Source organism: Micromonospora sp. NPDC048063, from assembly GCF_043202855.1.
Lineage (GTDB): Bacteria > Actinomycetota > Actinomycetes > Mycobacteriales > Micromonosporaceae > Micromonospora.
In genome coordinates, this window is record NZ_JBIDBG010000016.1 from 114,118 (window position 1) to 138,951 (window position 24,834).

Here is a 24,834-nt window from a genome sequence, read left to right on the forward strand (position 1 = left end):
CTGGGGACAACGGTCAGGAATCGGTTCCGTCAAGCGCCAGCCTGACGAGGGTGTCGGCGTCCATCTCGTCGAGGTCCAGGGCCCCGTCGGTGGTGGACTCGTCGCCGCCGCCGTCGGCGTCGGTGAGGTTTAGCAGCAGGTCCAGCAGCCCGGCCTCGCGGATGCGGGCCAGCGGGATGGTCGCCAGCGCCTGCCGCACGGCCGCCTCCGCCGGGTCGCCGTCGTCGGCCTGGCGTGCCTCGGGCACCAGCCCGTCGAGCAGGTGCTCGGCGAGGACGGCCGGGTTCGGGTAGTCGAAGACGAGGGTGGCGGGCAGCGACAGGCCGGTGGCCCCGGTCAGCCGGTTGCGCAGCTCGACCGCCGTCAGCGAGTCGAACCCCAGCTCCTTGAACGCGCGCTGCGGCTTGACCCGGTCCGTGCCCTGGTGGCCGAGCACGGCCGCGGCGTGGTTCCGCACCAGGTCGACCAGGTGCCGGCCCTGCTCGGCGCGGGGCAGGGTGAGCAGGTGCTCCCGCAGGCCGTCGGCGGCGCCGCCCGGCTGCTCGGCGCCGTGACCGTCGAGCGCCTCGCGGGCCTCGGCGATGTCGTCGAGCAGCGGTCGGGGGCGGGCCGAGGCGTACGCCGGGGCGAAGACCGCCCAGTCGACGTCCGCCACGGTCAGCGCCGCCCGGGTCTGGCCGACGGCGTGCCGCATGGCGTACACGGCCTCGGCCGGTGCCATCGCCGTCAGGCCGCGTCGGGCCAGCAGCTCCCGGGCCTCGCCGGTGGCCATGCCGCCGTCGGCCCACGGCCCCCAGGCCACGGAGGTCGCCGTCAGGCCCCGCCCGCGACGGTGCTCGGCGAGCGCGTCGAGGAAGGCGTTGCCCGCCGCGTACGCCGCCTGCCCGCCGCTGCCCCACACGCCGGCGATGGAGGAGAACAGCACGAACGCGCCCAGCGGCCGGTCGCCGAGCAGGGCGTCCAGGTGCCGCGCGCCGGCGACCTTGCCGTCGAGCACGGCGGCGAACGCGGCCAGGTCCGTCTCGGCGATCATGCCGACGTCGCCGGCGCCCGCCGCGTGCACCACGGCCGTCAGCGGCGCGTCGTCCTCGTCCAGGCTCGCCAGCAGGGCCGCCACCTGGTCGCGGTCGGCCACGTCGCAGGCGACGACCGACACCCGGACACCCTGCGCGGTCAGCTCGTCGCGCAGCTCCGCCGCGCCTGCGGCCCGCTCGCCACGGCGGCTGGTCAGGACCACGTGCGCGGCACCACCGGCGGCCACCCAGCGGGCCACGTGGGCGCCCAGCGCGCCGGTGCCCCCGGTGATCAGCACCGTGCCGGACGGCTGCCAGCGCTCCGCCGCGTCGGGGGCGGCGGGTGCCGACCGGACCAGACGCCGGACGAACACCCCGGAGGGCCGTACGGCCACCTGGTCCTCGTCGCCGGCGCCGGTCACCACCCGCGCCAGCCGGTCCCAGCCCGTCGCGTCGACCTGCTCGGGCAGGTCCACCAGGCCACCCCACAGCTGGGGGTGCTCCAGGCCCGCCACGCGGCCCAGCCCCCAGAGCGCGCTCTGGGCGGCGTCGCCAAGGATGTCGTCGTCCCCGGTGCTGACCGCGCCCTGGGTCAGGCACCACAGCCGGGTCGTCGCGCCGGTGTCGTGCAGGGCCTGGAGCAGCAGCAGCGTGGCGGCCGTCCCGACGGGCACGGCCGGGTGGGACGGGTGCGGCTGGTCACGGAGGCCGAGCAGGGAGAGCACGCCGGCGACCGGCCCGTCGGCCAGCGCGTCGGCCAGCCGCCGGGCGAGGTCCGCCCGGTCGGTGCCGACCGGGTCGACGGTCAGCCGGACCACGTCGGCGCCGACGGCGGCGAGGGCCTTGGTGACCGCTTCCGCCCGCGTGCCGTCCGTGAGGTCGTCCTCGGCCGTCACGAGCAGCCACGCGCCGGGCTTCCCGGCGGCGGCGGCGAGGTCGGTCCGCTTCCATCCGACGCGGTACGACCATCCGTCCACGACCGCGCGCCGCGTCCGGGCCCGGTGCCAGGTCGACAGGACCGGCAGGGCCGGGGTAAGGGCGTCCAGGGCCGCGCCGTCGTCGCCGAACTGGGCGGCGAGGGCGGTCAGGTCGGCCCGTTCCACCGCGTCCCAGAAGTCGGCGTCGCCGCCGTGGGTCGCCGCCGTCCGTGGCCGGGCCGCCGGCTCGGGCCAGTACCGCTCGCGGTGGAAGGCGTACGTGGGCAGGTCCACCCGCCGCGCGCCGCTGTCGGCGAACCACTGCCGCCAGGTCACCGGCACGCCGTGCACGTGCAGGTCGGCCAAGGCGTGCAGCAGGGCGAATGCCTCGGGCCGGTCCTTGCGCTGGGTGGCAACGGCCAGCACGGCGTCATCCTCGGGCAGGATGTCCGCCGCCATCGCCGTCAGCACACTCTGCGGACCCACCTCCAGGAAGGTGTCCACCCCGGCGGCGCGCAGCGCGGTGACGCCATCGGCGTACCGCACCGCCTCGCGGACGTGCCGCACCCAGTAGTCGACCGTGCGGATCTCCTCGCCGTCCGCGAGCGCACCGGTCACGTTCGACACCACCGGCAGCAACGGCGCGGCAAAGGTCAACCCGTCCAGGACCGCGCGGAACTCGTCGAGCATCGGCTCCATCAGCGGGCTGTGGAACGCGTGGCTGACGGTGAGGCGGCGGGTCCGCGCGCCCCGGCCCTGCCAGGACCGCTCCACCTCGTCGAGCGCCTCGACGGCCCCGGACACCACGACGGAGGTAGGCCCGTTCACGGCCGCGATCCCGACCCGGTCGCCCAGACCCGCGATCGACTCGACCACCGCGTCTTCGGCGGCGGCGACCGCCAACATCCCGCCTCCGGACGGCAGGGCCTGCATCAGCCGACCCCGCGCCGCCACCAACGCGGCGGCGTCCGCCAGGGACAGCACCCCGGCGACGTGCGCGGCCGTGATCTCACCGATCGAGTGACCGCCCACGAAGTCCGGCACCACACCGAACGACTCCACCAGCCGGAACAACGCCACCTCGACCGCGAACAACCCGGCCTGCGTGAACACCGTCTGGTCCAGCAACGCCGCCTCGGCCGTGCCCGGCTCCGCGAACAGCACCTCCCGCAACGGACGCGGCAACAGCGGATCGAGCTGCGCACACACCCCGCCCAACGCCGCCGCGAAGACCGGGAACGCCTCGGACAACTCCCGGCCCATACCCGCACGCTGCGCACCCTGACCCGAGAACAGCAGCGCGAGCTGACCGCGTACGGCGGCGGAACTGGCGACCACTCCGCCCGACGGCTCGCCCGACGCCAACGCGGCAAGGCCCGCGAGCACCTCGTCCCGGGTCGCACCGGACACGACGGCCCGGTGCTCCAGCACCGACCGCGACGTCACCGACGACCACGCGACATCCACGGGGCGCCGTTGTTCGTCCGCCGCCAGCCAGCTCGCCCACCGGCCGGCCTGCGCCGACAGTCCGGCCGCGTCGCGGGCGGACAGCAGCACCGGCACCACCGGCGGCAGCTCCCGGGCGACGACCCCGCCCTCCACCACCTCGGCCGGCGGCTGCTCGATGATCACATGCGCGTTCGTACCGGAGATACCGAACGACGACACCGCCGCCCGACGCGGCCGATCCACGACCGGCCACGGCGTCGCCTCCGTCGCAAGAGCCACCGCACCCGACGTCCAGTCGATGTGCGGCGACGGCTCATCCACATGCAACGTCGGCGGCACCAGACCGTGCCGCATCGCCAGCACCATCTTGATCACACCGGCCACCCCGGCCGCCGCCTGGGCGTGGCCGATGTTCGACTTGATCGACCCGAGCCACAGCGGCTCCCGGCCCTGCCGGTCCTGCCCGTACGTGGCCAGCACGGCCTGCGCCTCGATGGGGTCGCCCAGCGTCGTGCCCGTGCCGTGCGCCTCGACCACGTCGACGTCGGCCGTGGACAGCCGCGCCGACGCGAGGGCCTGGCGGATAACCCGCTGCTGCGACGGGCCGTTCGGCGCCGTCAGCCCGTTCGACGCGCCGTCCTGGTTCACCGCGCTGCCGCGCACCACCGCCAGGATCCGCCGGCCCTCCCGCTGCGCGTCCGACAGGCGCTGCACCAGCAGCACGCCGACGCCCTCGGACCAGCCCGTGCCGTCGGCCGACGCCGCGAACGACCGGCACCGACCGTCGGGCGACAGACCCCGCTGGCGCGAGAACTCCACGAACGTGCCCGGCGTGGCCATCACCGTCACACCGCCGGCCAGGGCCAGGTCGCACTCGCCGCTGCGCAGCGCCTGCACCGCCAGGTGCAACGCCACCAGGCTGGACGAGCACGCCGTGTCCACGGTGACCGCCGGGCCCTCCAGGCCGAACGTGTACGCCACCCGACCCGACAGCACGCTGCCGGAGTTACCGGTCCCCACGTAGCCCTCGACGTCGGGCATCTCCATCAGCCGCGTCGCGTAGTCGTGGTAGATCACGCCCGCGAACACGCCGGTCCGGCTGCCCCGCAGGCCCGCCGGGTCCAGGCCCGCCGACTCGAACGTCTCCCACGACGCCTCCAGCAGCAGCCGGTGCTGCGGGTCCATCGCGAGGGCCTCGCGCGGCGAGATGCCGAAGAAGCCGGGGTCGAACTCGGCGGCCCCGTACAGGAAGCCACCGTGCCGGGTGTACGAGGTGCCGGCGTGGTCGGGGTCCGGGTCGAACAGCGACTCCAGGTTCCAGCCACGGTCGGCCGGGAACTCCCCGATGCCCTCCCCACCGGCGCTGACCAGCTTCCACAGCTCGTCGGGGGATTCCACCCCGCCCGGGTAGCGGCAGGCCATGCCGACGATCGCGATCGGTTCGTCGGCGTCGCCGACCGTCGGCTCGTCGGAGGCGACGGCGCCGAGCCGGTCACCGACGAGTTCCGCGTACACGTGGGCCGCCAGGACCTGCGGGGACGGGTAGTCGAACACCAGGGTCGAGGTGAGCCGCAGGCCCGTCGCGCCGTTGACCCGGTTGCGCAGCTCGACGGCGGTCAGCGAGTCGAAGCCGAGGTCCCGGAACGCCCGGTCCGCCGGCACCGCCTCCGCGCCGCCGTGCCCGAGCACCTGGGCGACCAGGCCCCGGACCAGCTGGTCGACCTGTGCGAGGCCGTCCTCCGCGCTGAGGCCGGCGAGCCGGTCGGCCCAGCCGCCGGCGCCCTGCCCGGCCCGGCGGCGGGTCGCCGCCACGTCGACCAGGCTGCGCAGCATCGGCGGTACGACCGCGCCGGAGGCCGCCGACCGCAGCGCGGGTACGTCGATCACGGCCGGCACCAGCACCGACCGCTCCGCCCCCACCGCGGTGTCGAACAGCTCCAGTCCGGTGTGGGCGTTCATCGCCCGGAGTCCGGCGCGCGCCGTGCGGGCCCGGTCGGTGCCGCCGATGGACGCGGCCATGCCGGCGGTGTCCCACATGCCCCACGCCAGGCTCACCGCCGGCAACCCGAGCTGCCGCCGCCACACCGCCAACCCGTCCAGGAACGCGTTACCCGCCGCGTACGCCGACTGACCCGGCGAACCCAACACCCCCGCCACCGACGAGAACACCACGAACAAGTCCAGATCCAGGGACGCCGTCGCCTCGTGCAGGAACCAACCCGCCGACACCTTCGGCGCCAACACCCCAGCCAGCCGCTCATCGGTGACCCGCTCGATCACCCCGTCGTCCAGCACACCGGCGGTGTGCACCACACCCGCCAACCGGCCCTCGGCGGCGACCTCGGCGACCAGGCCGAACACCTGATCCCGGTCCGTCACGTCACAGGTCACCACCCGCACGGCAGCACCGAGCGCGGTCAACCGCTCCGACAACTCCCCAGCACCCGCAGCCTCCGGACCCCGCCGCGACACCAGCACCAGCGACCGCACACCCCACGAGGTGACCAGATGCTCAGCCACCAACGCGCCCAACGCACCCGTACCACCGGTCACCAGCACCGTGCCGTCGCCCACCACGTGGCCGTCGGCCGGCGCCGGGGTGACCGCACGCACCAGACGAGGCACGAACACCGCGCCGGAGCGGACGACCAGCTGGCCGCCGGCCGGGTCGGCGGCGAACCGGGCCAGGATGCCCAGCACGCCCGGGTTGAGCGCGTCGTCGACGTCGGCCAGGACGATCCGGCCAGGGTGCTCCGACTGCGCCGACCGCAGCAGACCCCACACCGCCGCACCCGCCAGATCCGTGACCCGGTCCTCGGCACCGACCGAGACCGCGCCCCGGGTCACCACCACCAGCGTCGAGCCCGCCAGCACGTCGGCCGCCAGCCACGCCTGCACGAGGCCTAGCACGTCGGCGGTCACCGTGCGTACGGTCTCCGCCGGGTCGGCGTCGTCGGCGTTCGATCCGGACGGCGTGAACAGCAGCAGGCGCGGCGGCGTGATGCCGGCCTCGATGGCGGCCCGTAGCTGCCGGATAGTCTCGGCGGAGGGGCCGCCGGGGACACCCGGCAGGGCCGGCCCGCCCAGCACTGCCCAGCCCGACGCGTCGTCGACCGGTTCGGCCTCCTCGGCCTGCCAGACCACCTCGAACAGCGAGCGGGACGCCGCGCTGGCGGCGGCCACGCCGGTCAGCTCCCGCAGGACGAGCGAGTCGACCGACACCACCGGCGCGCCCGCCTCGTCGCAGGCGGTCAACCGGACCCCGGAGCCGTTGCGGCTCAACCGCACCCGCAGCGCCCCGGCACCCGAGGCGTGCACCTGCACGCCCTCGAACGCGAACGGCACGCGCGGCCCACCCGACTCCTCCGTGCCGGGCAGCAGCCCGATCGGGTGCAGGGCGGCGTCCAGCAGCGCCGGGTGCACCCCGAACCGGGCGGCCTCGGCCGTCGCGTCGTCCGGCAGGACCACCTCGGCGTACACGTCGTCACCACCGGTCCAGACGCGCCGGAGCCCCTGGAAGACCGGCCCGTACCGCAGGCCGTGCTCGACCAGCGCCGGGTACCAGCCCGCCAGGTCCACCTCGGCGGCGCCGGCCGGCGGCCAGGCGGCCAGCCGGGGCTCGTCCGCCGTCGCCGGCTCCAGCACGCCCTCCGCGTGCTGCGTCCAACCCGCCTCCGGGTCGTCGTCGGGACGCGAGTAGACGGCGACGGGACGCTGCGGCGTCTCCGACGCGGACACCCGCACCTGGATCCGTACGCCGCCGGACTCGGGGAGCACCAGCGGCACCAGGACCGTCAGGTCGCGCAGCCGGGGCAGGTCCACCTCGTCGCCGGCGCGTACGGCCAGCTCCACCAGCGCCGTGCCCGGGACCAGCGTCACGCCGGAGACGACGTGGTCGGCCAGCCAGGGGTGCGTGGCCAGGGAGATCCGGCCGGTCAGCACGACCTCGTCGTCGCCGGCCAGGTCCACGGCCGCGCCGAGCAGCCCGTGTCCGGCCACACCGAGGCCGGCGCCGGTGACGTCGCCGGCGCGCAGCCGACCCACGGCCGGCCAGAAGCGCTGCCGCTGGAACGGGTACGTCGGCAGGTCGACCGGGCGGGTCGCGGCCGGGAGGAGGGCGGTCCAGGTGACCGGCACTCCGTGCACGTGCAGCTCCGCCAGCGCGTTGACCAGCGACACCGGCTCGGACCGGCCGGGGCGGAGGGTCGCCACGACCGCCGCCGACGGCGTGGCCTCGTCGTCCGGCAGGCAGGCGCCCACCATGCCGCCGAGCACCGCGTCGGGGCCCAGTTCGAGGAACGTTCGCACGTTGCGCTCGCGGAGGGCCGCGACCCCGTCGGCGAACCGGACCGTCTCCCGGACGTGCCGGACCCAGTAGTCGGGGGTGCCGATCTCGTCGGGGTCCGCGACCTGCCCGGTCAGGTTCGACACGATCGGCAGGACGGGCCAGTGGAACGTCAGTGCGTCGAGCACCTGCCGGAACTCGCCCAGCATCGGCTCCATCAGCGGGCTGTGGAACGCGTGGCTGACGGTCAGCCGGCGGGTGCGGACGCCCCGCTCCCGCCAGGTCCGCTCCAGTCCGTCGAGCGCCTCGACGTCCCCGGAGACCACCACGGCGGTCGGGGCGTTCACCGCCGCGACGCCGACCCGGTCGGTGAGCGCGGCGATCGACTCGGCCACCGCGTCCTCGGGGGCGGCCACGGCCAGCATGCCGCCGCCGGCGGGCAGGGCCTGCATGAGCCGGCCGCGCGCCGCGACCAGCGCGCACGCGTCGGCCAGGCCGAACAGGCCGGCGACGTGCGCCGCCGCGATCTCGCCGATGGAGTGCCCGGCCACCAGGTCCGGCACCACCCCGAACGACTCGACCAACCGGAACAGCGCCACCTCGACCGCGAACAACCCGGCCTGCGTGAACACCGTCTGGTCCAACAACTCCGCCTCGGCCGTACCCGCCTCGGCGAACAACACCTCCCGCAACGGACGCGGCAGCAACGGATCAAGATGCCCACACACCTCGCCCAACGCGGCGGCGAAGACCGGGAACGCCTCGGACAACTCACGACCCATCCCGGCACGCTGCGCGCCCTGACCGGAGAAGAGGACGGCAATCCGCCCGCTCCGGGCGACTCCCCGTACGACGGTGGCCGCAGGTTCGTCGGCGGCCAGCGCGTCGAGGGCGGCGAGCAGGCCGTCGCGGTCGCGGGGCAGCAGCACCGCGCGGTGCTCGAAGGCGGTCCGGCCGGTGGCGAGGGCCCGGCCGATGTCGGCGACGGTGAGCTCCGGCTCGTCGTCGGCCAGGGTCCGCAGCCGGCGCGCCTGCTCGCGCAGGGCGGCGTCGTCGCGGGCGGAGAGGACGCAGGCGACGAGGTCGCCCGGCACCGTCGTGGCGGGCGGCGCGGCAGGCGCCGGGGCGGGTTCCGGCGCCTGCTCGATGATGGTGTGCGCGTTGGTGCCGCTGATGCCGAACGACGACACCGCCGCGCGGCGGGGCCGGTCGGCGGCCGGCCACGGCCGCGCCTCGGTGAGCAGGGCGACCGCCCCGGCGCTCCAGTCGATGTGCGGGGACGGCTTCTCGACGTGCAGGGTGGGCGGCAGCATGCCGTGCCGCATCGCCAGCACCATCTTGATCACGCCGGCGACGCCGGCCGCCGCCTGGGCGTGGCCGATGTTCGACTTGACCGACCCCAGCCACAGCGGCCGGTCCTGCGGCCGGCCCTGCCCGTACGTGGCCAGCAACGCCTGTGCCTCGATCGGGTCGCCGAGGGTGGTGCCGGTGCCGTGCGCCTCGACGGCGTCCACGTCGGTCGTGGCGAGCCGGGCGTTGGCGAGGGCCTGCCGGATCACCCGTTGCTGGGCGGGGCCGTTCGGCGCGGTCAGGCCGCTGCTGGCGCCGTCCTGGTTGACCGCGCTGCCGCGGACGACGGCGAGGACGCGGTGGCCGTTGCGCTGCGCGTCGGAGAGGCGCTCCAGCAGGAGCATGCCGACGCCCTCGGCGAAGCCGGTGCCGTCGGCGCCCGCGCCGAAGGCCTTGCACCGCCCGTCGGCGGACAGGCCGCGCTGCCGGGAGAACTCGGTGAGCATGCCGGGGGTGGACATGACGCTCACCCCGCCGGCGAGCGCGAGGCGGCACTCGTCCTGCCGCAGCGCCTGGGTCGCCAGGTGCAGCGCCACCAGCGACGACGAGCAGGCGGTGTCGACGGTGACGGCCGGGCCCTCCAGGCCGAACAGGTACGAGATCCGGCCCGAGGCGACGCTGCCGGCGCTGCCGTTGCCGACGTGGCCGCCCAGTTCGTCGGTGGTGCCGGCGGCCTGGGATGCGTAGTCGTGGTAGATGAGCCCGACGTAGACGCCGGTGCTGCTGCCCCGCGCCGAGTGGGGGTCGATCCCGGCCCGTTCGAAGGCTTCCCAGGACGTCTCCAGCAGCAGCCGCTGCTGCGGGTCCATCGCGAGGGCCTCCCGGGGCGAGATCCCGAAGAAGGCGGCGTCGAACTGGGCGGCGTCGTGGAGGAAGCCGCCCTGGCGCGGTACGGAGGTGACGTCCTCGCCGTCGGCGCGCAGGTCGTCCAGGTTCCAGCCCCGGTCGGTGGGGAACGGCGAGATGACGTCGGCGCCGGCGGTGACCACGTCCCAGAGCTGCTCGGGGGTCTGCACGTCGCCGGGGAACCGGCAGGCCATGCCGATGATGGCGATCGGCTCGTCGAGGGCGGCGGTCGTGGCGACCGCGGCGGGCCGGGCCTCCGCCGCCGCGCCGCCGAGTTCCTGGTCGAGGAACTCGGCGAGCACCACCGGGGCGGGGTAGTCGAACGCCACGGTCGCGGGCAGCCGCAGCCCGGTCGCGGCGGACAGCCGGTTGCGCAGTTCCACCGAGGTGAGCGAGTCGAAGCCCAGTTCCTTGAAGGCGCGTTGGGTGTCGACGCTCTCCGCCGAGCGGTGCCCGAGCACGGCGGCCACGCTGGCGGCCACCAGGTCGATCAGGTGGCCGCGCCGCTCCGCGGGGCTGAGCATCGCCAGCCGGTCCCGCACGGACGCGGTGTCCGCCGGGCCCCGGCCCACCGCGCGCCGGGCCGGGGCGGTGGGTCGGATCAGGTCTCGCAGCAGGCTGGGCACGGCCCGGCCGGCCGGCCGCGACGCCGCCGGCGGCAGGTTCATGAGTACGAGGTGCGCGTCGCCGCGCCGGCGCGCCAGCTCGTAGAGCGCCACGCCCTGCTGGTCGGTCAGCGGGGCACTGGTGGCGCGAATGGCCTTGCGGTGGTCGGTGCCGCCCAGGTGGGCGGTCATGGCGCTGCTGGTGGCCCACAGTCCCCAGGCGAGGCTGCTGGCGGGCAGGCCCTGCTGGTGGCGGTGCCGGGCAAGGGCGTCGAGGAAGGCGTTGGCCGCCGCGTAGTTGCCCTGCCCGGGCGAGCCGAGGGTGGCCGCCACCGACGAGAACACCACGAACGCGGCCAGGTCCAGGTGCCGGGTCGCCTCGTGCAGCGCCCAGCCGGCGTCCACCTTCGGCGCCAGCACGGCGTGCAGGGCCCGCTCGTCGAGCGAGCCGATGGTCGCGTCGGCGATCACCCCGGCGGTGTGGACCACCGCGGTCAGCGGGTGCGCCGGCTCCACCAGCTCCAGCAGCCGGGTCACCTGCGCGGGGTCGGCCACGTCGGCGGTGCCGACGGTGACCCGGGCGCCCGCACGGGTCAGCTCCTCGACCAGGTCCCCGTACTGCTCCGGGCCGCGGCGGGAGGCCAGCAGCAGGTGGCGGGCCTGGCCGGTGGCGACGAGGTGCCGGGCGAACACGCCGGCGAGGGCACCGCCGGCGCCGGTGATCAGCACGGTGCCGTCCGGGTCGGCCGGCGCGGGCACCCGCAGGACGACCTTGCCGATGTGCCGGGCCTGGCTGATGTGCCGCAGGGCCTGCCGGGCCTGGCGTACGTCCCACGCCCGCACGGGAAGCGGCCGCAGCGCGCCCTGTTCGAAGAGGGCGAGGACCTCGGTGAGCATCTCGCCGATGCGCCGATGTCCGGCCTCGTTCAGGTCGAACGCGCGGTACGTCACGCCCGGGTGCTCGGCGGCGACCACGTCCGGGTCCCGCAGATCGGCCTTGCCCATCTCCACGAACCGACCACCACGCGGCAGCAACCGCAACGACGCGTCGACGAACTCCCCCGCCAGCGCGTCCAGCACCACGTCCACCCCGGCACCACCGGTAACCGACGTGAAGGACCGCTCGAACTCCGTCGTCCGCGACGACGCGATCCGCTCCTCGGCCACGCCCAACCCACGCAGCACACCCCACTTGCCGGGACTGGCGGTGGCGAACACCGTCGCGCCCCAGTGCCGAGCGAGCTGGATCGCGGCCATGCCGACCCCACCCGCGCCGTTGTGGATCAGCACCGACTCGCCGGCCCGCAGACCGGCCAGGTCACGCAGCGCGTAGTACGCCGTCAGGAAGACCACCGGCACGGACGCGGCCTGCGCGAAGGACCAGCCGGCGGGGATCTTCGCGACGAGGTCGCGGGCGGCGATCACCTCGGGGGCGAAGGCGGGCTCGAACATGCCGAGCACCCGGTCGCCGGGCACCAGGTCGGTCACACCGGGACCGACCTCGACCACCACGCCCGCACCCTCGCTGCCCATCACCGCAGCCGGATCCGGATACATCCCCAGACCGATCAGCACGTCCCGGAAGTTCACCCCCGCCGCGCGGACGGCGATGCGCACCTGCCCCGCGTCCAGCGCGACGGCAGTGGCGGGCACCATGCCGATCCCGTCCAGGGTGCCGGGGCTGACCGCACCGACCCGCCACAGTCCGGCCGGCGGGACGAGTTCGTCGGCGGCCGGGCCGGCGGGCCGGCCCAGGCGCGGGGTGCGCACGTCGTCGCCGCGTACGGCCACCTGGCCGCCGGTGGCCGACGGGTCCTCGGCCACGCCGGCCAGCACGGCGAGGGTGGCCGGGGTGAGTTCGCCGTCGACGTCGGCGAGGACGATCCGCCCCGGGTGCTCGGACTGCGCGGAGCGCAGCAGGCCCCAGACCGCCGCGCCGGCCAGGTCCCGCAGCGCGTCGGCCGGGGTGGCGACCACGGCGCCGCGGGTCAGCACCACCAGCGTCGTGTCCGCCAGGGCCGCGCTGTCCAACCAGGAGCGCACCGCGTCCAGCACCCCGGCGGTGACCGTACGAACGAGGTCGGGCAGGTCGCCGTCCGGCGTGCCGGCGTCGACCGGGAGGACCAGCGCGCGGGGCGCCTCGACCGACCCGGCCGAGACCGCCGCGGTCACGTCGTCGACGGTCGGGAACACCGGCGTGGCCAGGCCCGCCGGCGCCTCGCCGGCGCCGAGCAGCACCCAGCCGGAGACGTCCCGCGCCGGGGTGACCGCCTCGGGCTGCCACGTCACCTCGAACAGCGACCGCTCCGCGCTCTCCGCACCGGCGGCGTCGCTCATCTCGCGCAGCGCGAGCGACTCCACGGAGACCACCGGTGCGCCGGACTCGTCGCCGGCCACCAGCCGGACCCGGGAGCCGGCCCGGGTCAAGCGCACCCGCAGCGTCGTGGCGCCGGAGGCGTGCACCTGCACGCCCTCGAACGCGAACGGCACGCGCGGTCCGCCGGTCCGCTCGGTCAGCAGCAGCCCGACGGGGTGCAGCGCGGCGTCCAGCAGGGCCGGGTGCACGGCGAAGCCGGCGGCGTCGGTGGCCGCCTCGGCGGGCAGGGCCACCTCGGCGTACGCCTCGTCGTCGGCGGTCCACAGCCGGCGCAGGCCCCGGAACGCCGGCCCGTAGGCCAGGCCGCGCTCCGCCAGCGCCGGGTACCAGCCGGCGAGGTCCACCTCGGCTGCCCCGGTCGGCGGCCAGGGGCCAACGGCCGGCTCGTCGGCGGCCGACTCCAGCAGGCCGTCGGCGTGCCGCACCCAGGCGGCCTCCGGGTCGCCGTCGGGCTGCGAGTGCACCGCCACGGGCCGGGCGTCGGAGCCGTCGGCCGCGCCGACACGCACCTGCACGCGGGTCGCGCCGGTGTCCGGCAGCACCAGCGGCGCGGCGACGGTCAGCTCGCGCACCCGTGACGCGCCCACCTCGTCGCCGGCCCGCACCGCGAGTTCGACCAGGGCGGTGCCCGGCAGCACCACCGCGCCACCGACCACGTGGTCCGCCAGCCAGGGGTGCGTCGACACCGACAGCCGGCCGGTCAGCACGACCTCGTCGTCACCGGCGAGGCGCACCGCCGCGCCGAGCAGTCCGTGCCCCGCCGCGCCCAGGCCCGCGCCCGACACGTCACCGGCCGCCGACCGGTCGACCGCCGGCCAGAACCGGTCCCGCTGGAAGGCGTACGTGGGCAGGTCGACGGGGGTGGCGCCGCAGCCGGCGAACACCCTCGTCCAGTCCACGGGCACGCCGGCGACGTGCAGGTCGCCGAGGTTGGCCAGCAGTTGGCGCGGCCCGTTCTCGTCGCGGCGCAGCGAACCCGCCACCACGCCCGCGTCGCCGGCGCCGGTGGCCCGGTCGAGCGCGTCCTGGACGGCCACCTTGAGCACAGGGTGCGGGCTGACCTCGACGAAGACCCGGAAGCCCTCGTCGACCAGCCGGTCCACCACGGGCCCGAGCCGGACCGGTTCCCGCAGGTTGCGGTACCAGTACTCCGCGTCGAGCTCGGTGGTGTCGATCAGCTCCCCGGTGACGGTGGAGTGGAAGGCGACCGTGGTGGACCGGGGCTCGACCGTGCCGAGCCCGGCCATCACCTCGTCGCGGACCGCGTCGACGTGGCCGCAGTGCGACGCGTAGTCGACGGCGATCTGCCGGGCCCGGATGTCCCGCTCGGCGCAGTGCGCGAGCAGCGCGGTGACCGCCGCCGAGTCGCCGGAGACCACGGTCACGGCGGCGCCGTTGACGGCGGCGACGGAGAGGCTCCCCTGCCACGGCGCGATCAGCTGCTCGGTGTCGGCGGCCGGGAGCGGGACGGAGACCATGCCGCCCCGGCCCACGATCGCCAGCAGGCCGCGGCTGCGCGCCACGACGAGCCGCACCGCGTCGGCGAGGGTCAGCGCGCCGGCGACGCAGGCCGCGGCGATCTCGCCCTGCGAGTGCCCGACGACGGCGGCCGGCTCCACGCCGCACGAGCGCCAGAGCTGCGCGAGGGACACCATGACGGAGAAGAGCACGGGCTGGACGACGTCCACCCGGTCCAGCGGCGGCGCGCCGGGCGCCTCCCGGAGCACGTCCTCCAGGGACCAGTCCACGTGGCGGGACAGCTCGTCCGCGCACTCCCGCATCCGCTGCCGGAAGACCGGGGAGGAGTCCAGCAGGTCCAGCGCCATGCCGGCCCACTGCGAGCCCTGGCCGGGGAAGACGAAGAGGACCTTCGGCGTCGCGTCCGTGGCGGTCGGCGCGCCGTCGGCGGCGGCGAGCGCGGCCAGGCGGGCGACGGCGTCGTCCCGGTCGCCGGCCAGGGCGACCGCGCGGTACGGGTGGTGGGCCCGCCGGGTGGCCAGGGAGAACCCGAGATCGCGCAGGTCCAGGTCGGCGTCGGCGGCGAGGCGCTCGCCGAGGCGGGCGGCCTGCTCGCGCAGGGCGCGGGGGCTGCGGCCGGACACGAGCAGCGGCACGGCGGCGGGCCCGACCAGGCCGGGCAGGTCATCGGCCGGCGGGAGCGTCGCCGGGGCGGCCTCGGCCGGCGCCTGTTCGATGATGGTGTGCGCGTTGGTGCCGCTGATGCCGAACGACGACACCGCCGCGCGGCGGGGCCGGTCGGCGGCCGGCCACGGCCGCGCCTCGGTGAGCAGGGCGACCGCCCCGGCGCTCCAGTCGACGTGCGGCGACGGCTCGTCCACGTGCAGGGTGGGCGGCAGCATGCCGTGCCGCATCGCCAGCACCATCTTGATCACGCCGGCGACGCCGGCCGCCGCCTGGGCGTGGCCGATGTTCGACTTGATCGACCCCAGCCAGAGCGGCTCCCCGCCGTTCCGGTCCTGCCCGTAGGTGGCCAGCAGGGCCTGGGCCTCGATCGGGTCGCCGAGGGTGGTGCCGGTGCCGTGCGCCTCGACGGCGTCCACGTCGGTCGTGGCGAGCCGGGCGTTGGCGAGGGCCTGCCGGATCACCCGCTGCTGGGAGGGGCCGTTCGGGGCGGTCAGCCCGTTGGACGCGCCGTCCTGGTTGATCGCGGAGCCACGCACGACGGCGAGGACGCGGTGCCCGTTGCGCCGGGCGTCGGAGAGCCGCTCCACCAGCAGCATGCCCACACCCTCGGACCAGCCGGTGCCGTCGGCGCCGGCGGCGAACGCCTTGCAGCGCCCGTCCGGGGCCAGCCCGCCCTGCCGGGAGAACTCGGAGAACATGCCGGGCTGCGCCATCAGCGCCACCCCGCCGGCCAGGGCGAGGTCGCACTCCCCGCCGCGCAGCGCCTGGGCGGCGAGGTGCAGCGCGACCAGGGACGAGGAGCAGGCGGTGTCGACGGTGACGGCCGGGCCTTCGAGGCCGAAGGTGTAGGCGACCCGCCCGGAGGCGACGCTGCCCGCCGTGCCGGTGAGCAGGTGCCCCTCGAGGCCGTCCAGGTCGTCGCGGCCGCTGCTGGCGTAGCCGGAGGAGGCGGCGCCGACGAAGACGCCGGTGGCGGTGCCGGTGACCCCGGTGGGGTCGATGCCGGCGTACTCGAAGCTCTCCCAGGCGGTCTCCAGCAGCAGCCGCTGCTGCGGGTCCATGGCGAGGGCCTCGCGGGGGCTGATGTTGAAGAAGCCGGCGTCGAAGTCGGCTGCGTCGTAGAGGAAGCCGCCCTGGTCGGTGACGGTGCCGCCGGCCTGGTCGCCGTCCGCGCCGTACAGCCGGTCGAGGTCCCAGCCGCGGTCGGTGGGGAATCCGCCGATCGCGTCGGACCCGGAGGTGACGAGCTGCCACAGCTGCTCGGGGGTGGCGACGCCGCCGGGGTAGCGGCAGGCCATGCCGATGATGGCGATCGGCTCGTCGGCGTCACCGGTGCCGACCGTACGCACCGTCGGGCCGGCGCCGGTGGCGTGGCCGAGCTGCTGGAACAGGTGGTCGGCCAGCCGGGCCGGGGTGGGGTGGTCGAAGGCCAGCGTGGCGGACAGCCGCAGCCCGGTCGCGGCGCCCAGGCGGTTGCGCAGCTCCACCGAGGTCAGCGAGTCGAAGCCCAGGTCCTTGAAGGCCCGGGCGGCGGAGACCGCCTGTGCCGAGGCGTGACCCAGCACGGTCGCGGCCTGCCCGCAGACCATGTCGACCAGCGTCTGCCGGGCGTCCGCCTCGGGCAGGCCGGCCAGCCGGTCCCGCCAGGACGCCCCGGCGGTCGGTCGGTCGGTGGCCGTGCGCCGCCGGCCGGCGGCGCGGACGAGCTGCCGCATCAGCGGCGGCACCTGGCTGGTCTCGCCGGTGAGCTGGAGTCGGGCCGCGACGACGACCGGCGCGGCCGACGGCAGGGCCGCGTCGAGGAGTTCGGCGCCCTCGGCCGGGGAGAGGCCGCTCATGCCGACGCGCCGCAGCCGCTGCTGGTCGTCCCCGTCGAGGTGCGCGGTCATCGCGCTGGCGGTGGCCCACATGCCCCACGCAAGGCTGGTGGCGGGCAGGCCCTGCTGGTGGCGGTGCCGGGCAAGGGCGTCGAGGAAGGCGTTGGCCGCCGCGTAGTTGCCCTGCCCGGGCGAGCCGAGGGTGGCCGCCACCGACGAGAACACCACGAACGCGGCCAGGTCCAGGTGCCGGGTCGCCTCGTGCAGCGCCCAGCCGGCGTCCACCTTCGGCGCCAGCACGGCGTGCAGGGCCCGCTCGTCGAGCGAGCCGATGGTCGCGTCGGCGAGGATTCCGGCGGTGTGGATCACCGCGGTCAGCGGGTGCGCCGGGTCGACCCCGGCGATCAGCCCGGTGACCTGCGCGGGGTCGCTGACGTCGACCGCCACGGCGGTGACCTCGGCTCCCGCCTCCGTCAGGTCCCGGACGAGGGTGGCGTAGTCGTCCCCGCCGGCCTGGTCGGGGTGGCGGCGGGAGGCCAGCAGCAGGTGTCGGGCCTGGCCGGTGGCGACGAGGTGCCGGGCGACCACGCCGGCCAGCGTCCCGGCGGCGCCGGTGACCAGCACGGTGCCCTCGGGGTCCACCGGGGCGGGGATGCGGAGCACCACCTTGCCGACGTGCCGGGCCTGGCTGACGTGCCGCAGGGCCTGCCGGGCCTGGCGCACGTCCCACGCCCGCACGGGAAGCGGCCGCAGCGCGCCCTGCTCGAACATCGCCAGGAGTTCGGCCAGCATCTCGCCGATCCGGGTGCTGCCGGCCTCGTTCAGGTCGAACGCGCGATAGGTCACGCCCGGGTGCTCGGCGGCGACCACGTCCGGGTCCCGCAGATCGGCCTTGCCCATCTCCACGAACCGACCACCACGCGGCAGCAACCGCAACGACGCGTCGACGAACTCCCCCGCCAGCGCGTCCAGCACCACGTCCACCCCGGCGCCACCGGTAACCGACGTGAAGGACGACTCGAACTCCGTCGTCCGCGACGACGCGATCCGCTCCTCGGCCACGCCCAACCCCCGCAGCACACCCCACTTGCCCGGGCTGGCGGTGGCGTGGACGGTGGCGCCGAGGTGGTTGGCGAGCTGGATCGCGGCCATACCGACGCCGCCCGCACCGTTGTGGATCAGCACCGACTCGCCGGCCCGCAGACCGGCCAGGTCACGCAGCGCGTAGTACGCCGTCAGGAAGACCAGGGGCATCGACGCCGCCTGGGTGAACGACCAGCCGGCGGGCATCTTCGCGATCCGCTCCCGCGCGGCGACCGCCTGCGGGCCGAATCCGAACTCGAACATGCCGAGCACCCGGTCGCCGGGCACCAGGTCGGTCACACCGGGACCGACCTCGACCACCACGCCCGCACCCTCGCTGCCCATCACCGCAGCCGGATCCGGATACATCCCCAGACCGATCAGCACGTCCCGGAAGTTCACCCCCGCCGCGCGGACGGCGATGCGCACCTGCCCCGCGTCCAGCGCGACGGCAGTGGCGGGCACCAGGTCCACCCCGTCCAGCGTGCCCGGGGCGACGGCGGCCAGGTGCCACGGCCCGGACGACGGGGGGGTCAGGTCGTCGCCCGCCGGCCGCACCAGCCTCGGCACGAGCGTCCGGTCGGCGCGCAGCGCGAGCTGGCCGCCGGAGACCGACGGGTCGACCGCCGCGCCGGCCAGCACGGCCAGGACGGTCCGGTCCAGCTCGCCGTCGACGTCGGCGAGGACGATCCGCCCCGGGTGCTCGGACTGCGCGGAGCGCAGCAGGCCCCAGACCGCCGCGCCGGCCAGGTCGGTGACCTGGTCGTCGTCCCCGGCGGCCACCGCCCCCCGGGTCACCACGACCAGCTTCGCGTCCGCCACCTCGTCGGCGGCGAGCCAGGAGCGCAGCACGCCCAGGACGCCGGTGGTGACCGCCCGCACGGCGTCCGGCACGGCGACGCCGGGGTCGCCGGCCGGCACCGCTAGCAGCACCTGCCGGGCCGGCTGCCCGCTCGCGGCCAGCGCGGCCACGTCGGCGTGGACCGGCAGCTCCGGCAGTGCGGCCGGCACCGACCGGCCCAGCACCGCCCACCCCGCGACGTCGTCGACGGGGAGGACGCGCTCGGCCTGCCACGCCACGTCGAACAGCGACCGGGCGGCGGCGCCGTGGGGCGTCACCCCGGTCATCTCCCGGAGCACCAGGGAGTCCACCGACACCACCGGCGTGCCCGCCCCGTCGCAGGCGACCAGCCGCACCCCGGACCCGTCCCGGGTCAGCCGCACCCGCAGCGTCCGGGCGCCCGAGGCGTGCACCTGCACGCCCTCGAACGCGAACGGCACCCGCGGCCCGCTCGCCGACTCCCCGGCGAGCAGCAGCGCCACCGGGTGCAGCGCGGCGTCCAGCAGCGCCGGGTGCACCCCGAACGCGGTGGCCTCGCCGGCCGCCTCGTCAGGCAGCGCGACCTCGGCGTACACCTCGCCGTCGGTCGACCAGACCCGCCGCACGCCCCGGAACACGGGCCCGTACGACAGGCCGTGCTCGGCCAGCCTCGCGTACCACCCGGCGAGGTCCACCTCGGTCGCGTCCGCCGGCGGCCACGCGCCGACGGTCGGCTCGTCGGCCGACGTCGGCTCCAGCACACCGTCGGCGTGCCGCACCCACTCGGTGTCGCCGTCCTCCTCGGGCTGGGAGTGGACGGCGACCGACCGGGTGCCGGAGTCGTCGGCCGCGCCGACGCGCACCTGCACGCGTACCGCGCCGGACGCCGGCAGCACCAGCGGCGCGGCGACGGTCAGCTCGCCCACCCGGGACGCGCCCACCTCGTCACCGGCGCGTACGGCCAGCTCCACCAGGGCAGTGCCCGGCACCACCACGGCGCCGGACACGACGTGGTCCGTCAGCCACGGGTGGGTCGACGCCGACAACCGGCCGGTCAGCACCACCTCGTCGTCACCGGCGAGCCGCACCGCCGCGCCGAGCAGCGGGTGCCCCGCCACGCCCAGGCCGGCGCCCGTCACGTCGCCGACGCGCCACGGCACCACCTCGGGCCAGAACCGCTCCCGCTGGAAGGCGTACGTGGGCAGGTCGACCCGGCGTGCGCCGGTGTCGGCGAACCACTCCTGCCAGGCCACCGGCACGCCGTGCACGTGCAGCTCGGCGAGCGCGGCCAGCAGCGCGTGCGCCTCCGGCCGGTCCCGGCGCTGGGCGGCGACGGCCAGCACGTCGTCGTCGGGCAGGATGTCGGCCGCCATCGCGGTCAGCACGCTCTGCGGGCCGATCTCCAGGAACGTGTCGGCGCCGGCGGCCCGCAGCGCGGTCAGCCCGTCGGCGTAGCGGACGGCCTCGCGGACGTGCCGCACCCAGTAGTCGACAGTGCGGATCTCGTCGGGGTCGGCGAGCGCCCCGGTCAGGTTCGACACCAGCGGCAGCGTGGGCGCGGCGAAGGTCAGCCGCGCGACGATGCCCCGGAACCGCTCCAGCACCGGCTCCATGAGCGGGCTGTGGAACGCGTGGCTCACCGTCAACCGGCGGACCCGCACGCCGCGGTCCCGCCAGGCGCGCTCCACCTCGTCGAGGGCCTCGACCGCGCCGGACACGACGACGGAGGTCGGCCCGTTCACGGCGGCGATCCCGACCCGGTCGGTCAGGGCGGCGATGGACTCCGCCACCGCCGCCTCGTCCGCCGCGACGGCCAGCATCCCGCCGCCGGCGGGCAGGGCCTGCATCAGCCGGCCCCGGGCGGCAACGAGCAGGCAGGCGTCCTCCAGGGACAGCACCCCGGCCACGTGCGCGGCGGCGATCTCACCGATCGAGTGGCCGCCCACGAAGTCCGGCACCACACCGAACGACTCGACGAGCCGGAACAGCGCCACCTCGACCGCGAACAGCCCGGCCTGGGTGAAGGCCGTCTGGTCCAGCAGCTCCGCCGCCGGGGTGCCCGGCTCGGCGAACAGCACCTCGCGCAGCGGCTGCGGCAGCACCCGGTCCAGGTGCCGGCACGCCTCGTCGAGCGCGGCGGCGAAGGCGGGGAACTCGGCGTACAGCTCCCGGCCCATGCCGGCGCGCTGCGCGCCCTGACCGGAGAAGAGCACCGCCAGCGGACCCCGGTCCCCGGCCCGGCCCGCGACCACCGCGCCCGAGGGCTCTCCCGCCGCCAGGGCGGCCAGGCCGCCGAGCAGGCCCGCACGGTCCTCGGCGAGCACCACGGCGCGCTGGTCGAGCGTCGACCGGGACACCACCGACGACCAGCCCACGTCGACCGGGCGCGGCTCGGCGTCGTCGCCCAGCCAGCGGGCCCACCGATACGCCTGCGCGGCCAACGCGGCCGGCTGCGCGGCCGACAGCAGCACCGGCGCGACGGCGGGCCGGCGGGGCGCGGCGGCCGGGTCGTCCACCGGTTCGGGGGTCGGGGCCTGCTCCAGGATCAGGTGGGCGTTCGTGCCGCTCATGCCGAAGGACGACACGGCGGCCCGCCGGACGTGGTCGTCGCCCGGCCACGGCCGCGCGCCGTCCAGCAGCGACACCGCCCCCGTCGACCAGTCGACGTGCGGGGACGGCTTCTCGACGTGCAGGGTCGGCGGCAGCACGCCGTGCCGCATCGCCATCACCATCTTGATGACGCCGCCGGCGCCGGCGGCGGCCTGCGGGTGGCCGATGTTCGACTTCAGCGACCCCAGCCACAGCGGCCGGTCGGCGGTCCGGCCCTGGCCGTACGTGGCCAGCAGCGCCTGTGCCTCGATCGGGTCGCCGAGGCGGGTGCCCGTGCCGTGCGCCTCGACGACGTCCACGTCGGACGGCGTGAGCCGGGCGTTCTCCAGCGCCTGCCGGATGACCCGCTGCTGAGAGGGGCCGTTGGGGGCGGTCAGGCCGCTGCTGGCGCCGTCCTGGTTCACGGCGCTGCCGCGGATCACCGCCAGGACGGGGTGCCCGTTGCGCCGGGCGTCGGAGAGCTTCTCGACCAGCAGCATGGCGACGCCCTCGGACCAGCCGGTGCCGTCGGCGTCGGCGGAGAACGCCTTGCACCGGCCGTCGGAGGCGAGCCCCCGCTGGCGGGAGAACTCGACGAAGGCGCCGGGCGTGGCCAGTACGGTGACGCCGCCGGCCACCGCGAGGGAGCACTCGCCGTCCCGCAGGGCCTGGCCGGCGAGGTGCAGCGCGACCAGCGAGGAGGAGCAGGCGGTGTCGATCGTGACGGCGGGCCCCTCCAGCCCGAAGGAGTACGCCAGCCGGCCGGACATGACGCTCGCCGCCGTGCCGGTGAGGACGTAGCCCTCGGCGCCCTCGGGCAGCTGCCGCAGCACCGACGTGTAGTCCTGCCCCGCCGTGCCGACGAACACCCCGGTACGGCTGCCCCGCACCGACGTGGCGTCGATGCCGGCCCGTTCGAAGACCTCCCAGGTCACCTCCAGCAGAAGCCGCTGCTGCGGGTCCATGGCCAGCGCCTCGCGCGGCGAGATCCCGAACAGGGTCGGGTCGAACAGGCCGGCGTCCCGCAGGAACCCGCCCCGGTTGCTGTAGGTGGTGCCGGGGTGGTCGGGGTCCGGGTCGTAGAGCCGCTCCAGGTCCCAGCCCCGGTCCTCGGGGAACGTGCCGGTGGCGTCGACGCCGCCCGCGACCAGGTCCCAGAGGTCCTCTGGCGAGGCGACCCCGCCGGGGAAACGGCAGGCCATGCCGACGATCGCGATCGGCTCCGCGTCCTCGTTCTCCAGCTCGCTCAGGCGCCGGCGCGCCAGGCGGAGCTCGGAGGTCACCCACTTGAGGTGTTCGAGGAGCTTGTCTTCGTCCGCCATGACCCACCCGCCCAGAGCTTGCTATCGATCGGAATCTGCCGATTCGCTGACCACACCACCGCCGGCGGCCCGGCTTCGTGCACAGGTGAGTTGGGGCGTGGCCGTCCGACCCATGCGCCCGATCCCTGTTTCCGAATCCGTTCCGTGCCTGCTCAGGCGTCCGTCGCGCCGGAGCCCCTCGCCGGCACATGCCCGCCACCGTGAGTGGACGGTACTGAGCGCCAATGGCGTCCCCAACCCCTAGAGAACCCCTCATCGGCAGGGCCGGAAGGGCCGCCGTGGCGCGCGGGAAAGAGACCGTCGATCCGCATCGTGCGGGCCGGTCAGGCGGGGTGGCCGGCGGCTGCCGGCAGGATGCGGCGCAGCCGCCCCGGGGGCGTGGAGCGGCGCCGCCACTCCCGCGGGTAGCCCACCGAGACCTCCTCGAACCGCACCCCGTCGTACCACGTGGTGCGCGGGATGTGCAGGTGGCCGTAGACGGCGACGCGGGCGTCGAAGCGGGTGTGCCAGTCCGCGGTGGCCTCGGTGCCGCACCACTGCGCGAACTCCGGGTACCGGAGGATCCGGGTGGGCTCGCGGACGAGCGGGAAGTGGTTGACCAGGACGGTGGGCAGGCCGCCGCGTTCCGCGGTGAGCCGGCGCTCGGTCAGGGCCAGCCGCGCCCGGCACCAGGCGTCCCTCGTCGGGTACGGGTCCGGGTGCAGCAGGATCTCGTCGGTGCAGACCACGCCGACCTCGTGGGCCCGCGCCAGGGCCTGCTCCTTGGTGTACGTCCCGGGGGGCCGGAAGCTGTAGTCGTAAAGCAGGAACAGCGGGGCGATCAGCACCGGGTCGTCGCCCTGCGGGTCCCAGACGGGGTACGGGTCCTCCGGGGTGACCACCCCGAGGCCTCGGCACAGCTCCACCAGGTGCCGGTAGCGCTCGTCCCCCCGCAACTGGACCGGGTCTTCCCGGGGAGTCCAGAGCTCGTGGTTGCCGGGGGCCCAGATCACCTTCGCGAAGCGCCGGCTGAGCAGCCCCAGCGCCCATTCGATGTCGCTGGCGAACTCCCCGACGTCGCCGGCGACGACGAGCCAGTCGCCGTCCCGCTCCGGCCGCAGCCGCTCGACGATGGCCTTGTTCTCGGCGTGCACGACGTGCAGGTCGCTGATGGCGAGCAACTGAGGCAGGCCGGATCCGGCCATGCGGACCTCCCGTCCATCCGGGGTACCGCACGCACCCTCATCCGTACCGTCCGGCTGCCGGCGGGCAGCACGGGACGGCCTGAGGGTTCCGACCCTACGGAGCCGGACCCGCGCAGGCACACCCCTAGACAGCCGCCGCGCACCCCTAGGCGGCGGTGACCTGCCGATGTCGGCATCGGCAGGTCACGGGTCACGCCCGGCGTACCGCCGCACCCGAGCCGTGCCCGTTGCGGCGCCGGCCGCGCTCCGCCCGCCTCGGGCGGGCCCGGTCAGGACTTGCCGAACTCCCGCTGGATGATGTCGAACAGCTCCTCCCGGCTCGCCGACTCCAACTCGTCGCCGGCGGCCGGCGTGGGGGTGGGGGTGGGACGCCCTCGCCACCGGGCCACCAGGTCCTCCAGCCGGCCGATGACCGCGTCGTCGAGGTGGCCGTCCGGCAGCCCGCCGAGGAGTTGGTCGAGGCGCTCGATCTCCGCCACGATCGGCAGCGCCGGCTGCCCGGGTGCCAGCTCGGCCCGCAGGTGACCGGCCAGCGCGTTCGGCGTGGGGTGGTCGAAGACGAGGGTGGCGGGCAGCCCGATCCCCGTCTCGGCGGTCAGCCGGTTGCGCAGCTCGACCGCGGTGAGGGAGTCGAAGCCCAGTTCGAGGAAGCCGCGGCCGGGTCGGATCCCGCTCGGCGTGGCGTGCCCCAGCACCGCCGCCGCGGTGCCGCGGACCAGGTCGAGCAGGATGCGGTCGCGCTCCGGCTCGGAGGCGGCGGCCAGCCGCTCCCGCAGCGCCGACGCCGCGCCCCCGTCAGCGCCGTGCGGCCTCTCCTCGACCTGCGCGAACTGTGCCTCGGGGATCTCGGTGAACAACCGGCTCGGCCGCAACGCCGTGAACGACGACACAAACCGATCCCACCGCACATCCGCCACCACCACCTCACCATCACCAACATCCAACACCCGCTGCAACGCCACCACCGCCAACTCCGGAGACATCCCCGGCAACCCCCGCCGACTCAACTCCTCCCCAGCCGCACCCACCGCC

3 protein-coding genes are annotated in these 24,834 nt (G+C 75.9%); all 3 read right to left on the reverse strand.

The window, feature by feature from the left end:
- Positions 1-13: 13 nt before the first annotated feature.
- Positions 14-22,618: a type I polyketide synthase gene (locus ACGFZ2_RS28195; protein ID WP_393458667.1), complete on the reverse strand. Its 22,605-nt coding sequence runs from the start codon at positions 22,616-22,618 to the stop codon at positions 14-16.
- A gap of 323 nt (positions 22,619-22,941) precedes the next feature.
- On the reverse strand, positions 22,942-23,802 hold the full coding sequence (locus ACGFZ2_RS28200) for a metallophosphoesterase family protein (RefSeq protein WP_393458670.1): 861 nt from the start codon (positions 23,800-23,802) through the stop codon (positions 22,942-22,944).
- 269 nt (positions 23,803-24,071) lie between these two features.
- On the reverse strand, positions 24,072-24,834 hold a 763-nt coding region (locus ACGFZ2_RS28205), incomplete at its 5' end, for a phosphopantetheine-binding protein (RefSeq protein WP_393458673.1).

What these genes read in the sequence shown, in the direction of transcription:
- ACGFZ2_RS28195 (WP_393458667.1), bottom strand. Translation starts at nt 22,618, where the DNA reads ATGGCGGACGAAGACAAGCTCCTCGAACACCTCAAGTGGGTGACCTCC.
- ACGFZ2_RS28200 (WP_393458670.1), bottom strand. Translation starts at nt 23,802, where the DNA reads ATGGCCGGATCCGGCCTGCCTCAGTTGCTCGCCATCAGCGACCTGCAC.